The 13647-nt window shown below is 67.0% G+C and carries 13 protein-coding genes; 5 read left to right on the top strand and 8 right to left on the bottom strand.

Annotated elements, in window-relative coordinates; genetic code table 11:
* Positions 1 to 2: 2 nt before the first annotated feature.
* The 7 genes from fadA6 to ipdE1 all read right to left on the bottom strand — a co-directional run bounded on the left by fadA6 (position 3) and on the right by ipdE1 (position 6974).
* Entirely contained in the window at positions 3 to 1151 is a 1149-nt protein-coding gene (fadA6, locus tag C1A30_RS29215; protein ID WP_101951715.1) for a steroid 3-ketoacyl-CoA thiolase FadA6, read from the bottom strand.
* A gap of 9 nt (positions 1152 to 1160) precedes the next feature.
* Positions 1161 to 1745 carry a TetR family transcriptional regulator KstR2 gene (kstR2, locus tag C1A30_RS29210; RefSeq protein WP_101951714.1) on the bottom strand — a complete coding sequence of 195 codons (585 nt, stop codon included), beginning with the start codon at positions 1743 to 1745 and terminating at the stop codon, positions 1161 to 1163.
* A gap of 27 nt (positions 1746 to 1772) precedes the next feature.
* Positions 1773 to 3284, bottom strand: coding sequence for a DUF4153 domain-containing protein (locus C1A30_RS29205; RefSeq protein WP_235010246.1), 1512 nt, complete (start codon positions 3282 to 3284; stop codon positions 1773 to 1775).
* Positions 3281 to 4306: a HAMP domain-containing sensor histidine kinase gene (locus tag C1A30_RS29200; protein ID WP_101951713.1), complete on the bottom strand. Its 1026-nt coding sequence runs from the start codon at positions 4304 to 4306 to the stop codon at positions 3281 to 3283. The genes C1A30_RS29205 and C1A30_RS29200 overlap by 4 nt, the downstream gene beginning before the upstream one ends.
* A complete protein-coding gene (locus tag C1A30_RS29195) occupies positions 4303 to 4968 on the bottom strand; it encodes a response regulator transcription factor (RefSeq protein WP_101951712.1) in 666 nt (221 codons plus the stop codon). Before C1A30_RS29195 ends, C1A30_RS29200 begins: the two co-directional genes overlap by 4 nt.
* A 72-nt stretch (positions 4969 to 5040) precedes the next feature.
* Positions 5041 to 5829 carry a (5R,7aS)-5-hydroxy-7a-methyl-1-oxo-2,3,5,6,7,7a-hexahydro-1H-indene-carboxyl-CoA reductase gene (ipdF, locus tag C1A30_RS29190; protein ID WP_101951711.1) on the bottom strand — a complete coding sequence of 263 codons (789 nt, stop codon included), beginning with the start codon at positions 5827 to 5829 and terminating at the stop codon, positions 5041 to 5043.
* A complete protein-coding gene (gene ipdE1 / locus C1A30_RS29185; protein ID WP_101951710.1) occupies positions 5826 to 6974 on the bottom strand; it encodes an acyl-CoA dehydrogenase IpdE1 in 1149 nt (382 codons plus the stop codon). The genes ipdF and ipdE1 overlap by 4 nt, the downstream gene beginning before the upstream one ends.
* A gap of 47 nt (positions 6975 to 7021) precedes the next feature.
* Between ipdE1 and fadD3 the strand changes: the two genes are divergently transcribed.
* From fadD3 to C1A30_RS29165, 4 genes are read left to right on the top strand one after another with little or no spacing between them, the layout of a single operon-like run.
* Positions 7022 to 8542 (top strand): 3-((3aS,4S,7aS)-7a-methyl-1,5-dioxo-octahydro-1H-inden-4-yl)propanoate--CoA ligase FadD3, encoded by a 1521-nt coding sequence (fadD3, locus tag C1A30_RS29180; protein ID WP_101951709.1) that lies wholly within the window; start codon positions 7022 to 7024, stop codon positions 8540 to 8542.
* Entirely contained in the window at positions 8542 to 9666 is a 1125-nt protein-coding gene (locus tag C1A30_RS29175; protein ID WP_101951708.1) for an acyl-CoA dehydrogenase family protein, read from the top strand. The genes fadD3 and C1A30_RS29175 overlap by 1 nt, the downstream gene beginning before the upstream one ends.
* A 2-nt stretch (positions 9667 to 9668) precedes the next feature.
* On the top strand, positions 9669 to 10622 hold the full coding sequence (locus C1A30_RS29170) for an acyl-CoA dehydrogenase family protein (protein WP_101951707.1): 954 nt from the start codon (positions 9669 to 9671) through the stop codon (positions 10620 to 10622).
* The gene (locus C1A30_RS29165) at positions 10622 to 11563 is read left to right on the top strand and encodes an acyl-CoA dehydrogenase family protein (protein WP_101951706.1); all 942 of its coding nucleotides are present in this window, start codon (positions 10622 to 10624) and stop codon (positions 11561 to 11563) included. Before C1A30_RS29170 ends, C1A30_RS29165 begins: the two co-directional genes overlap by 1 nt.
* On the opposite strand, the gene C1A30_RS29160 is transcribed toward C1A30_RS29165, so the two are convergent.
* A complete protein-coding gene (locus C1A30_RS29160; RefSeq protein ID WP_235010245.1) occupies positions 11560 to 12405 on the bottom strand; it encodes a bifunctional 2-polyprenyl-6-hydroxyphenol methylase/3-demethylubiquinol 3-O-methyltransferase UbiG in 846 nt (281 codons plus the stop codon). The two genes, C1A30_RS29165 and C1A30_RS29160, sit on opposite strands and share 4 nt — an antisense overlap.
* Between C1A30_RS29160 and C1A30_RS29155 the strand changes: the two genes are divergently transcribed.
* Positions 12406 to 13560, top strand: a complete 1155-nt coding sequence (locus C1A30_RS29155; RefSeq protein ID WP_101951704.1) for a pyridoxal phosphate-dependent aminotransferase — start codon at positions 12406 to 12408, stop codon at positions 13558 to 13560.
* Positions 13561 to 13647 lie beyond the last annotated feature (87 nt).

Raw genomic sequence — 13647 nt, 5'->3', positions numbered from 1 at the left:
CGCTACAACCGCTCGATGATCGTGACGTTGGCGGTGCCGCCGCCTTCGCACATCGTCTGCAGGCCGTAGCGACCGCCGATGCGCTCCAAAGTGTTCAGCATCGTGGCGAACAGCTTGGCGCCGGTGGCGCCCAGCGGATGACCCAATGCGATCGCACCGCCGCTCGGATTGACCTTCTCGTGGTCGACCTTGAGTTCCTTCATCCACGCCATCACGACGGGCGCAAACGCCTCGTTGATCTCCACAGTGTCGATGTCGTCCATCGAGAGACCTGTCTTCTCCAGCGCATAACGGGTCGCGGGAATCGGGCCGGTCAACATGAACACCGGGTCGGCGCCTCGCGCGCTGATGTGGTGAATGCGCGCACGCGGCTTGAGATTATGAGCCTGCACTGCCTTTTCGCTGGCCAGCAGCACCGCGCTGGCCCCGTCGGAAATCTGACTGGCCATCGCCGCCGTCAGCCGACCACCGTCAACCAACGTCTTCAGCCCGGCCATCTTCTCCAGTGAGGTGTCCCGCGGCCCCTCGTCGGTGACGAACCCGTCCACCGGGATGATCTCGTTCTCGAAGTATCCGGACCGGATCGCGTCGGCCGCGCGCTGATGGCTGGCCAGCGAGAACTCCTCCATCTCCTCGCGCGAGATGTCCCACTTCTCGGCGATCAACTCCGCACCGCGGAACTGCGAAATCTCCTGATCGCCGTAGCGGTGCAGCCAGCTCTTGGATTCGTTTGTCGGAGAGGTGAATCCGAACTGTTCGCCGACGATCATCGCCGAGCTGATCGGGATCTGGCTCATGTTCTGCATGCCGCCCGCCACGATCAGATCCGCGGTGCCCGACATGATGGCCTGCGCGCCGAAGGACACCGCCTGCTGACTGGAACCGCACTGGCGGTCCACCGTGACGCCCGGCACTTCCTCCGGATAACCGGCCGCCAGCCAGGACAGCCGGGCGATGTTGCCCGCCTGCGCCCCAATGGCATCCACGCAACCGGCGATCACGTCGTCGACCGCGCCGGGGTCGACGTCGACCCGGTCGAACAGCCCGCGCCAGCCCGCCGCGCCGAGGTCGACGGGATGTACGCCGGCCAACGACCCGTTGCGCTTGCCGACCGCGGTGCGCACAGCTTCGATGACGTACGCCTCAGGCATATCTCTCTCCTAGGTAGTGATGCCGCCAAGAACGATGCTCAGATATTGCTGGCCGACCTGCTCGGCCGTCAGGGGCCCGCCCGGCTGATACCAGCGGACCGACACCCAAGTGGTGTCGCGGATGAATCGGTAGACCAGGTCGACGTCGATATCGGGCCGGAACCGCCCTTCGGCGACGCCCTGCTTGAGCACGTCGACCCACATCCTGCGCTGCTCACGATTGCGGGTCTCGACGAATTCGAACTGCGGCAGCGACGACAGCCGCTTGGCCTCGTCCTGGTAGATGACGACCTGCGCGTGCCGGTGCTCGATCGCCTCGAACGAGGTCATGAACAAGCCCTTCACCCGCTCCAGCGGATCGGACTCGCGGGCGACGATCTCGGCATACCGCTCGAACAGCCAATCGAGGAAGTTCCGCAGCACCTCTTCGACCATCTGTTCCTTGGATTTGAAGTGGTGGTAGAGACTTCCGGACAGGATGCCTGCCGAATCGGCGATGTCGCGCACCGTGGTGGCCCGCAGGCCACGCTCGGCGAACATCGTCGCGGCGAGGTCGAGCAGCTCGTCGCGGCGACTCGGTAGCGCCTTATCCACCTGCCCAGGATAGCAACCAAGCGCTTGCTAGGTAAGTCCGGGGCATTCTCCCTGCGGGGCGCGCCAGCGCGACAGGTTGAACTGGTACCACGGGTCGCGGTCGTCGTCGCGGTACCGCGGGCATACGTGAATCGACTCGGGCAGGTGGGCAAGCGCCGGTTCGATGTCGGAGGACAGGCGTTCGAGGTACCCGATGTCGAGAACTTCACCCTGCTCGTAGCGATCGAGGTTGCGCTCGGCGATCAGCCGCTCCGGGTTCGTCGCCGCCAGCCCCAGCAGCGCGACGGCGCCGGCCATCAACACCGCCCGCGGCAACCACTGCCCCGCCATCCGAACGCCTGCCGCCGCGACCAGAATGAACACCGCACCCAACCACAACTCGATGGTGATCACCATCAGGCGCTGGACGCTGAACCCGTACGCCTGCTGGTACAACCACATCCGGTGGATCGCCGAGATCACCACCACAACCGAAGTGGCACACAGCGTTCCGACGAGGACCCGCAGCAGTCGGCGGTCCGACAGGGATACGCGCCTCGCCACTCGGATCACACCGCTGAGCACCAGCAGCGTCAGCGCAGACACCCACAGCAGCTGCCAGAAACCCTGCCGCGCGTACTCGGCATATGTCAGCCCTTCGGTTTCCAACACATGCGAATGCCCGCCGAACAACACCGTGGCCTGCACCGCGACGAACGCGATGAAGAGCACGTCGAGCACCGCGAGCGGCACCGCCCACTCCCAGTTCGGCACCTTCCGCATCGGTTGCGGCGCAAGCGCATCCAGCTTCGGCGCGAACCGCACCAGGTAGCCGCCGCACAGCACGAAGCACACCACGATCCCGAACACGAACGTGCGGGTATAGACCTCGGACAGATTCCACCCGGGGACCACGATGTCGATCAGCCGGGCGAAGGCCGGGTCCGCAGAGGCGAACAGTCCGCCGAAGACCAACGCGAGCACCACGGTGACCGCCGCGACGACGCCGACTCTGCCTGCCTTCGGCCTGCCGCTCCAGGTGAATCCCCGTTCGAAGACGCCGCGGCGCACCCACCCCACCACTCTGGCGGGCAGCAACAACGGCAGGAAGGGACCGGTCACCACGGCCGTCCACGTCCGGCCACCCACCAGCGTGCTCCAGCCCATCAGCCAGGCCGCCAGAATGCACAGCACGCCAAGCCATTTCGCTGCGAGCAGCGCCGGCACCGCGAGCAATGCCAGGGTCAGCGTGATCCCGAGCCATTCCCCCCGCGTGGGCCGACGCTCGGCGGTGCCGTACACAAGGCCGAACACCACGGCGCCGACGAACAGGTAGCCCACGCTGAGCACCGAGATCCGCCAGACCGCGGTGCCGAGCACGCCGACGATCACCGCCAGCATGACGAGTCGACGCGGTGCGGCAGCCAGCGGGTCGAGTGGCCAAACGCGATGCGGCCAGATGGTCCAACCGGGCTCCCCGTACCGCGGCGGGTGCGGGCCGAGCACCGGCGGCGGTGGCGCTGTCACGGGTGCCCCGTACCAGCCGTGCAGTGTCGTCAACGTGCTTCCTCCTGCGTCGCGGGGATCGTCACGCCGATCCGGCACCCCGAACTGGCGTCCATCACTTCGATTGCGCCGCCGTGCAATTCGACTGCCCAGCGGGCGATCGCCAGGCCAAGACCGGTGCCGCCCGCCGAGGTGGCGCCCCTGGTGAAACGCTGGAATACGCGTTCGCGTTCGGCGGCGGGTATTCCTGGTCCCTCGTCACTGACCTCGAGTCGCAGCCCCGCCGGTTGTGCCGCGCGGGCCGTCACGCCGACCGCCGCGCCCGCCGGGCTGTGTCGGATCGCGTTGTCCACCAGGTTGACGATCACCTGCCGCAGTCGCGCCTGATCGGCGACCGCGATCAGGTCCGGGGGTGACACGTCCACGGTGACCGGCACGCCGTCATCTGCGGCGGGGACGTGCGCGATCGCCCCCTCGAGGAATTGCTTGACGCTGAACGTGCTGTGCTGCAACGGGATTACGCCGCCCTCGAGCCGGGACAGGTCGAGCAGATTGGTCACCAGCTCGCCGAGTCGCTCGGTCTGCGACAGCGCCATCCGCATGGTCTTGTCGTCGGGTTCGGCGATGCCGTCGACGACGTTCTCCAGCAGCGCCTGCAACGCCGTGATCGGGGTGAGCAGTTCGTGCGAGACGTTGGCGATCAGGCCGCGCCGATACTCATCGGCCGCGCCGAGGTCGGCCGCCATCTGGTTGTAGGCCTGGGCCAGTTGGCCCACTTCGTCTCGTGACGTCGCGCGGACCCGCACGCTGTAGTCGCCGCGCGCCATGGCACGGGCGGCCGCGGTCATCTCGCGCAGCGGCGATGTCATCCCGTGAGCGAGGAATCCGGTGAGCACCAGCGATGCGGCGAGTGCCACCAGCAGTGTGTAACGCAGTCGCCAACCCTCACCGACCCAGACGATGAACGCGACGAGAAGGATGGCGCCCACGACGAGAAGACCAGTCTTCGTCTTGAACGACGCAAACGGGTCCAACGGTCGCGGCAACCGATCCCACACCGCACCAAGTCGACTCATCGAGGTAACTCCAGCGCGTAGCCGACACCGTGCACGGTGCGGATGAGTTCGGCGCCGAGCTTGCGCCGTAGCGCCTTGACGTGAGTGTCGACGGTGCGGCTCTCCACCCCGGATGCCCAGCCCCACACGTGTTCGAGCAGCGCGTCGCGCGAGACCGCCGCGCTTGCCCGGCCCGCCAAGAACACGAGGAGGTCGAATTCCGTTCGGGTCAAGTGGATTTCGTCGTCGCCTTTGTGGACCCTGCGGCTCTGCAAGTCGATGCGGTGCTCGCCGATCCACATTGGTTGGGCCGGTCCGGTGCGGTCCATGCGGCGCAACAGCACCCGGACCCTCGCGACGAGTTCGCGCATGCTGAACGGCTTGGTGAGGTAATCGTCGGCCCCGACCCCGAGGCCGACCAGCATGTCGGTCTCGTCGCTGCGCGCAGTCAACATCAATACCGGGATGGCGTGCACGGCCTGGATCCGCCTGCACACCTCGAGGCCATCGAATCCCGGCAGCATCACGTCGAGCACCACCAGGTCAGGCGCGCACGCCATGGCCGCGGCCACCGCCGACGGTCCGTCGACAGCGGTCTCGACCACGAACTCCTCAGCGCGTAACCGGGACGCGACGGCGGTCAGGATGGTGGGCTCGTCCTCGACCACCAGGATTCGCTTCACACATCCGACTGTAAGTGTCGGATGTGGGGCTTCCCGGCGGCGTTTGTGAAGATTTCGTGGAGAAATCCGGCGTCAGGCGCGCTGGCTGGACACCGAGATGACCTCGCCCGTCAGGTAACTGGAGTAGTCGCTGGCGAGGAACGCGATGGTGGCGGCCACCTCCCACGGTTCGGCGGCGCGGCCGAAGGCCTCGGTCTCTGAAAGCCGGTCCAGCAGTTCCGAGGAACTGGTCTTCTCGAGGAACTTGTGCCGGGCGATGCTTGGCGACACGGCGTTGATCCGCACGCCGTATTCGACGGCTTCGATTGCGCTGCATCGGGTCAGCGCCATCACACCCGCCTTCGCCGCCGCGTAGTGGGACTGCGAGTGCTGGGCGCGCCAGCCCAGCACGCTGGCGTTATTGACGATCACTCCGCCGTGGCCGGCGTCGCGGAAGTATCGCAGCGCGGCGCGGGTCGCCCGCATCGTCGAGGTCAGGGTGACGTCGAGGACGCGGTCCCATTCCTCGTCGGTCATGTCGATGACCGGCGTCGTCCCACCGAGACCCGCATTGTTGACCAACACGTCCAGGCGACCCATGCGTGCGGTGGTCGAGGCGATCAGCGCGTCGACCTGTGCTGTGGAGGTGACGTCGCACACCACGCTCTCGACTCGGCCGAGCCCCAGTTCGATGAGCTGGTCGCGGGTTTCGCCGAGCCTGCGCTCGTGGTGGTCGGACACCATGACGTCGGCGCCTTCCGCGAGTGCGCGACGCGCCACCGCCGAGCCGATGCCGGTACCGGCGGCAGCCGTCACCACCACGACCTTTCCGGTCAGAAGGCCGTGTCCGTCAATCTCTTTCGGCGCTTCCGCCAGGCTCATCCCTTGACCTCTCGCGGTAGGCCGAGCACCCGCTCGGCGATGATGTTGCGCTGGATCTCGTTGGACCCGCCGTAGATGGTGTCAGCGCGGGTGAACAGATACAGGTGCTGCCAGACATCGAACTCGCCGTCCTTGGCCACCAGCCCGGCCTTGCCGATGATGTCCATCGCCAACTCGCCGAGGTCGCGATGCCAGTTGGCCCACAACAACTTCGAGACGTTATCTTGCCCCGGCTGCTCTACATCCATCGTCGCCAGCGCATACGACCGCATCGTCCGCAGCCCGACCCACGACCGTGTCAGCCGCTCGCGGATCAGCGGGTCGCCGTCTGCCCCGGTGCGCTTGGCGAGCTCGACCAGATTGGAATGCTCACGCGCATAACGGATCTGCTGACCGAGCGTCGAAACCCCGCGCTCAAACGTCAGCGTTCCCATCGCGATCCGCCAGCCGTCACCGGGCTCACCCACCACGAGGTCGGCGTCGGTGCGGGCGTCGTCGAAGAACACCTCGTTGAAATCAGCCGTTCCGGTCAACTGCACGATCGGCCGGATCTCGACGCCGGGCTGGTCGAGCGGCACCAGCAGATACGACAGTCCGGCGTGGCGTTTTGAGCCCTTCTCGGTGCGGGCCACCACGAAGCACCACTGCGACAGGTGCGCCATCGACGTCCACACCTTCTGGCCGTTGATCACCCACTGGTCGCCGTCGAGTTCGGCCGTCGTCGAGACATTGGCCAGGTCGCTGCCCGCACCGGGCTCCGAGTAGCCCTGGCACCACAACTCGGTGACGTCGAGGATCTTGGGCAGGAAGCGCTTCTTCTGCTCCTCGGTGCCGAACGCGATCAGCGTCGGGCCGAGCAGTTCCTCACCGAAGTGGTTGACCTTGTGCGGCGCGTCCGCGCGGGCGTACTCCTCGTAGAACGCGACGCGATGCGCGACCGTCAGGCCGCGCCCGCCGTATTCGACCGGCCAACCCAAACAGGTCAGCCCGGCGGCGGCCAACTTCTGGTTCCAGGCGCGGCGTTCCTCGAAGGCCTCGTCCTCGCGCCCAGGCGCCCCGAGCCCCTTGAGCGCGGCGAATTCGCCGACGAGGTTCTCGGCGAGCCAGTCGCGGACCTCGGCCCTGAACTCCTCGACCTCTATCACCCCTGTAGGCTAACCTACCAAGCACTTGCTTTGTTAGAGGAGCATCAATGGGCGACGATCGAAGGACCATTCCGCAGGTCCTGGACCGGATTGCCGACCAATTCTCCGAACATGCCGCCCTGGTCACCCCCAATCGGCGGCTGACCTACGGCGAATTGCGCGACGAGGTCCGTCGGGCCGCCGCGGCGATGATCGACCTGGGCGTCGGCGCCGGGGACCGGGTCGCGATCTGGTCGCCCAACACGTGGCACTGGGTAGTGGCATGCCTCGCCACCACCTACGCCGGCGGCGTGCTGGTCCCGCTGAACACCCGCTACACCGCCAGCGAGGCCGGCGACATTCTCGTCCGCACCGGCGCACCGCTGCTGTTCGCGGCCGGCGAGTTCCTCGGCGCCGACAAGGCCGCATCGCTGAACCGCGACGCCCTGCCACACCTCCGCCACATCGTCCGGATCCCGATCGAGAAGGCCGACGGGACGTGGGATGAGTTCATGGCCCACGGGACCGACGTCGCCGCGGCCGACGCCCGCGCTGCCGCCGTCACGCCGGACGACGTCTCCGACATCCTGTTCACGTCCGGCACCACCGGCCGCAGCAAGGGCGCGCTCTGCGCGCATCGGCAGTCGCTGGCCGGTTCGGCGGCGTGGGCCGAGTGCGGCCAGATCACCAGCGACGACCGCTACCTCTGCATCAACCCGTTCTTCCACAACTTCGGCTACAAGGCCGGGATCCTGGCCTGCCTGCAGACCGGCGCCACCCTGATCCCGCAGCTGACCTTCGATCCCGAACAAGCGATGAAAGCCGTTCAGGAGCACCGCATCACCGTGCTGCCCGGACCGCCCACCATCTACCAGGTGCTGCTCGACCACCCCAAGCGCGGCGATTACGACCTGACCTCGCTGCGGTTCGCGGTGACCGGCGCGGCGGTGGTCCCCGTCGTGCTGATCGAGCGGATGCAGAGCGAACTGGATTTCGACATCGTGCTCACCGCATACGGTCTGACCGAGGCCAACGGGTTCGGCACCATGTGCAGCGCCGACGACGATCCCGTGACCGTCGCCACCACCTGCGGCAGGCCGATCGCGGATTTCGAGTTGCGTATCGGTGACCAGGACGAGGTGCTGCTGCGCGGCCCGAACGTGATGCTGGGCTACCTCGATGATCCAGAGGCCACCGCCGCGGCCATCGATGCCGATGGCTGGCTGCACACCGGTGACGTCGGAAAGCTCGACGAGGCAGGCAATCTCAGCATCACCGACCGGCTGAAGGACATGTACATCAGCGGTGGGTTCAACGTCTACCCCGCTGAGGTCGAGCAGGTGCTGGCGCGGCTGGACGGGGTCGCCGAATCGGCCGTCATCGGGGTGCCCGACGAGCGCCTCGGCGAAGTCGGCAAGGCCTTCGTGGTGGTCAAGCCCGGTGCGGCGCTGGACGAGGAAACCGTGATCGCCTATACCCGTGAGCATCTGGCCAAGTTCAAGACGCCGCAGTCGGTGGAGTTTCTCGACGCGTTGCCACGCAATCCGGGCGGCAAGGTGGTCAAGCCGCTGTTGAGGGAAAGAGTTTGATGGACCTGCACTTTGACGACGCGACACTGGCCATTCAGGCCGAGGTGCGCGAATTTCTGGCCGCCAACAGGGATTCGTTCCCGACGAAGTCGTATGACACGGCAGAGGGTTTCGAACAGCACCGGCGTTGGGACAAGGTGCTTTTCGACGCCGGGCTGTCGGTGATCACCTGGCCGGAGAAGTATGGCGGCCGCGACGCCACCCTGCTGCAGTGGGTCGTCTTCGAGGAGGAGTACTTCCGCGCGGGCGCGCCGGGGCGGGCCAGTGCCAATGGCACGTCGATGTTGGCGCCGACGCTGTTCGCCCACGGCACCGAGGAGCAGTTGGATCGGGTGCTGCCGAAGATGGCCAGCGGCGAGGAGATCTGGGCGCAGGCGTGGTCGGAACCGGAGTCCGGCAGCGACCTGGCGTCACTGCGGTCGACGGCGACGAGGACCGACGGTGGCTGGCTGCTCAACGGGCAGAAGATCTGGAGCTCGCGAGCCCCGTTCGGAGAGCGCGCATTCGGATTGTTCCGCTCCGACCCCGAGGCCGAACGCCACAAGGGGCTGACCTACTTCATGTTCGACCTCAAGGCCGACGGCGTCACCGTGCGCCCGATCGCGCAATTGGGCGGCGACACCGGCTTCGGCGAGATCTTCCTCGACGACGTCTTCGTTCCCGACAACGACGTGATCGGTGGCGTGCACGACGGCTGGCGGGCCGCCATGAGCACGTCAAGCAATGAGCGCGGCATGTCGCTGCGCAGCCCGGCACGCTTCCTCGCACCGGCGGAACGACTGGTACAGCAGTGGAAGTCGAATCCTGACCCCGCGTATGCGGATCGGGTCGCGGACGCCTGGATCAAGGCGCAGGCTTACCGGCTGCATACGTTCGGGACGGTGACGCGGGTAGCGGCGGGCGGTGAACTCGGAGCCGAGTCGTCCGTGACCAAGGTGTTCTGGTCGGAACTCGACGTCGCGCTGCATCAGACCGCATTGGACTTGCGGGGTGCTGACGGCGAACTGGTCGACTCGTGGACCGACGGCCTACTGTTTGCCCTCGGCGGGCCGATCTACGCGGGCACCAACGAGATTCAGCGCAACATCATCGCCGAGCGCCTGCTGGGCCTACCGCGGAAGTAATGATGAGATTCGATCTTGACGACCAGCAACGCGATTTCGCGGCGAGCATCGACGCCGCATTGGGCGCCGCCGACCTGCCTGCCGCCGTGCGGGCATGGGCCGCAGGCGACACCGCCCCGGGCCGAAAGGTGTGGGCACAACTGGCCGACCTCGGCGTCACGGCGCTGGCGGTGCCCGAGAAGCACGACGGCATCGAGGCTCACCCCGTCGACCTGGTGGTTGCGATGGAACGCTTGGGTCATTGGTGTGTGCCGGGGCCCGTCGCGGAATCCATTGCGGTGGCGCCGGTTCTGCTCGCCGACGACGAACGGTCGAGCGCGCTGGCCGCTGGTGAGGTGATCGCAACAGTCGCGCTGCCGCCGCAAGTGCCGCGTGCGGTGGATGCGGACTCGGCGGGTCTGATCCTGGTGGCCGACGACGGTGAAGTGCGCGGTGGCGTCGCGACAGCGCAACAGGAGTCCGTCGACCCGAGCCGAAAGCTGTTCGACGTCATCGGTGCCGGTGACCGGTGGGCGGCCGATGTGGCTCGGGCCTACGAGTTCGGCGTGCTCGCCACCGCCGCGCAACTGGTCGGCGCCGGCCAGGCGCTGCTCGACGCCTCGGTCGAATACGCCAAGCAGCGAAGCCAATTCGGCAAGCCGATCGGGACCTACCAGGCGATCAAACACAAGCTGGCCGACGTGCACATCGCGCTGGAGCTGGCGCGGCCGTTGGTGTACGGCGCGGCGCTGTCGCTGGGCGACGACTCGGCCGACACCGCGCGTGACGTCAGCGCCGCCAAGGTGGCCGCGTCCGACGCGGGCCTGCTGGCGGCCCGCTCGGCGCTACAAACTCACGGCGCAATCGGATTCACCCAGGAGCACGACCTGTCGCTGTGGCTGCTGCGGGTGCAGGCGTTGCGCTCGGCGTGGGGCGATCCGACAGTGCATCGGCGGAGACTTCTGGAGGCCCTCTGATGAGTGAGGAACGCGAACTGCTGCGCGGGACCGTCGCGTCGCTGGTCGACAAGCACGCATCCCCGCCGGCCGTGCGCGAAGCGATGGTCTCCGAACGCGGCTATGACGAGTCGCTGTGGAAGTTGTTGTGCGAGCAGGTCGGTGCTGCCGCGCTGGTGGTTCCCGAGGAACTGGGCGGCGCCGGCGGCGAGCTTGCCGATGCCGCGGTGGTGCTCGAGGAACTCGGCAAGGCGCTGGTACCGACGCCGCTGCTTGCCACCACGCTCGCCGAGCTCGCGTTGCTGGCCGTCGACGAACCCGACACGGACACGTTGGAGCGGCTGGCCGAGGGCGCCTCGATCGGGACGGTCGTGTTCGATCCGGACTACGTGGTCAACGGCGACGTCGCGGACGTGGTGGTGGCGGCCGACGGCGCCACCCTGACGCGCTGGACGAGCTTCACCGCTCAGCGTGTCGAGTCGATGGATCCGACGCGTCGCCTCGCGCGGGTCGAACCCTCAGAGACGACCGGCATCGGAACGGACCCCGGGTTGGCCGACACCGCCGCGATTCTGCTGGCCGCCGAGCAGATCGGCGCCGCCGCCAAATGTCTGGACCTGACCGTCGAATACAGCAAGAACCGCGTTCAGTTCGGCCGTCCGATCGGCAGTTTCCAGGCGCTCAAGCACCGGATGGCCGACCTGTATGTGGCCGTGCAGTCCGCGCGTGCGGTCGTCAACGATGCGATCGCCGCGCCGTCACCGACGTCGGCGGCACTGGCGCGGGTGTCGGCGAGCGAGGCGTTTTCGAAGGTGGCCGCCGAAGCGGTGCAGATGCACGGCGGCATCGCGATCACCTGGGAGCACGACATCCAGCTCTACTTCAAGCGGGCGCACGGCAGCGCACAGCTGCTCGGTCCGCCGCGAGAACACCTGCGGCGGCTCGAATCCGAGGTGTTTTAGCGCTTGATGGCCTGCAACGTGTAGCTCAGCGGGAGCCGCTCGGGGTGCTCGATGAGGCGCCATTCACCGTCATCGCTCCACATCCGGCCGGGAAGGGCTTCCCATGGCACGGAGTCGTGTTCGACGAACATGGTGAGCTCCAAACCGGCATCGAGAACGGCGGTGATGACGTCTCCGATTCCGTGGCTCCAGTCGCTGGCCCGGTTGTGACCGAACTCGGCTTCGGCGTCGGCGTATGTTCCTGGCGCGTCGAAGGTTTCCGGTTCCGGCCGCTCGAAATACGAGTAGCGGAGCACCCATTCGTCGGTTTGCTGTTCGTCGAAGGCCAGCAGAATGGGGTGCCCCTCGCGCAGGAAGAGCCTGCCACCCGGGCGCAGCAATTCGGCGACGGTCCTTGCCCAGCGCCCGACATCGGGTAGCCAGCACAGGGCACCGATTCCGGTGAAAACGAAGTCGAATCCACCAGCGACGGCGGAAGCAGCGCTGTAGACGTCGGACTCGACGAAGGTGACGTCGGCGCCGGCGTCGGCGGCAATTCGCCGGGCGATCGCCAACGATTCCGACGAGAAATCAAGCCCCGTCATCTCGGCGCCAAGGCGATGCAGCGAGACGGTGTCGGTACCGATGTGACATTGCAGGTGGATCCCCCGCTGTCCCTTGATGTCACCGAGGCGGGGAACGTCGAACCGGACGACGTCGGACAGCCGAGTCCGCTCCTCGATCAGCTGTGACACCGCGTAGAACTCCGAGGCCGCGTGCGCGGGCGCACGCTCGTTCCACCAGGCTTTGTTGATCGCGAAGTGCTCGTCGTGCCGCTGCATGGTCCCACTATCCTCGCTCACATGAGCGCCTCGTTGCGAGCCGGAATTCCGCCGTTCTACGTAATGGACGTGTGGCTGGCCGCCGCCGAGCGCCAACGTTCGCACGGCGACCTGGTCAACCTGTCGGCCGGTCAGCCCAGCGCAGGCGCGCCGACCGCCGTACGGGAGGCCGCCAAGCAGGCCTTGGACAGCGGTCCGCTCGGCTACTCGGTGGCGTTGGGCATTCCCGAACTGCGCGCCTCGATCGCCCGCGCGTATCACGACCGGCACGGGCTGCACGTCGACCCCGCCGACGTCGTGGTGACGACGGGCTCCAGCGGCGGGTTCCTGCTGGCCTTTCTGGCGTGTTTCGACGTCGGCGACCGGGTCGCCATCGCAAGCCCCGGCTACCCCTGCTACCGCAACATCCTGTCCGCGCTGGGATGCGAGGTCGTCGAGATCCCGTGCGGACGCGAGACGAGGTTCCAGCCGACAGCGCAGATGCTCGCCGAACTGGATCCACCGGTGCAGGGTGTGATCGTAGCGAGCCCCGCCAACCCGACCGGCACGGTGATTCCGCCGGACGAACTCGCGGCGATCGCGTCCTGGTGTGAATCCACGGGCGTGCGGTTGATCAGCGACGAGGTCTACCACGGGCTGGTGTACGAGGGCGCGCCCGAGACCAGCTGCGCGTGGCAGACATCGCGAGATGCCGTGGTGGTCAACAGCTTTTCGAAGTACTTCGCGATGACCGGGTGGCGGCTGGGCTGGCTGCTGGTGCCGCAGGAACTGCTCCGGGCGGTGGACTGCCTCACCGGCAACTTCACCATCTGCCCACCGGTGCTGCCGCAGTACGCCGCAGTGGCGGCGTTCACGCCCGAATCGATCGCGGAGGCGGACGCACTGCTGCACCACTATGCGGCCAATCGCCGACTGCTGCTCGACGGGCTCCGCTCGATCGGCATCGACCGGCTGGCACCCACCGATGGTGCGTTCTACGTGTACGCCGACGTGTCGCATCTGACCACCGATTCGCTGTCGTTCTGCTCGAAGTTGTTGAACGACACCGGAGTTGCCATCGCGCCGGGCATCGACTTCGACCCGGCGCGCGGCGGATCCTTCGTGCGACTGTCGTTCGCAGGACCGACCGGCGACATCGAAGAAGCGTTGCGCCGCATCGGATTCTGGCTCAGTTAACCGCTGTCAGAATGGTGGTGGTTCGTAGTTTTGGGCGAGCGTCATTCGTATCATCGCGGCTCGTCCGAGCCGCACCCTGGAGCGTAG

Source organism: Mycobacterium sp. 3519A (assembly GCF_900240945.1).
Taxonomy (GTDB): domain Bacteria; phylum Actinomycetota; class Actinomycetes; order Mycobacteriales; family Mycobacteriaceae; genus Mycobacterium.
The sequence above is the reverse complement of the archived record's forward strand: the minus strand, read 5'-3'. Positions and strand labels throughout refer to the sequence as shown.

What these genes read in the sequence shown, in the direction of transcription:
- fadA6 (WP_101951715.1), bottom strand. Translation starts at nt 1,151, where the DNA reads ATGCCTGAGGCGTACGTCATCGAAGCTGTGCGCACCGCGGTCGGCAAG.
- C1A30_RS29200 (WP_101951713.1), bottom strand. Translation starts at nt 4,306, where the DNA reads ATGAGTCGACTTGGTGCGGTGTGGGATCGGTTGCCGCGACCGTTGGAC.
- ipdF (WP_101951711.1), bottom strand. Translation starts at nt 5,829, where the DNA reads ATGAGCCTGGCGGAAGCGCCGAAAGAGATTGACGGACACGGCCTTCTG.
- fadD3 (WP_101951709.1), top strand. Translation starts at nt 7,022, where the DNA reads ATGGGCGACGATCGAAGGACCATTCCGCAGGTCCTGGACCGGATTGCC.
- C1A30_RS29175 (WP_101951708.1), top strand. Translation starts at nt 8,542, where the DNA reads ATGGACCTGCACTTTGACGACGCGACACTGGCCATTCAGGCCGAGGTG.
- C1A30_RS29170 (WP_101951707.1), top strand. Translation starts at nt 9,669, where the DNA reads ATGAGATTCGATCTTGACGACCAGCAACGCGATTTCGCGGCGAGCATC.
- C1A30_RS29165 (WP_101951706.1), top strand. Translation starts at nt 10,622, where the DNA reads ATGAGTGAGGAACGCGAACTGCTGCGCGGGACCGTCGCGTCGCTGGTC.
- C1A30_RS29155 (WP_101951704.1), top strand. Translation starts at nt 12,406, where the DNA reads ATGAGCGCCTCGTTGCGAGCCGGAATTCCGCCGTTCTACGTAATGGAC.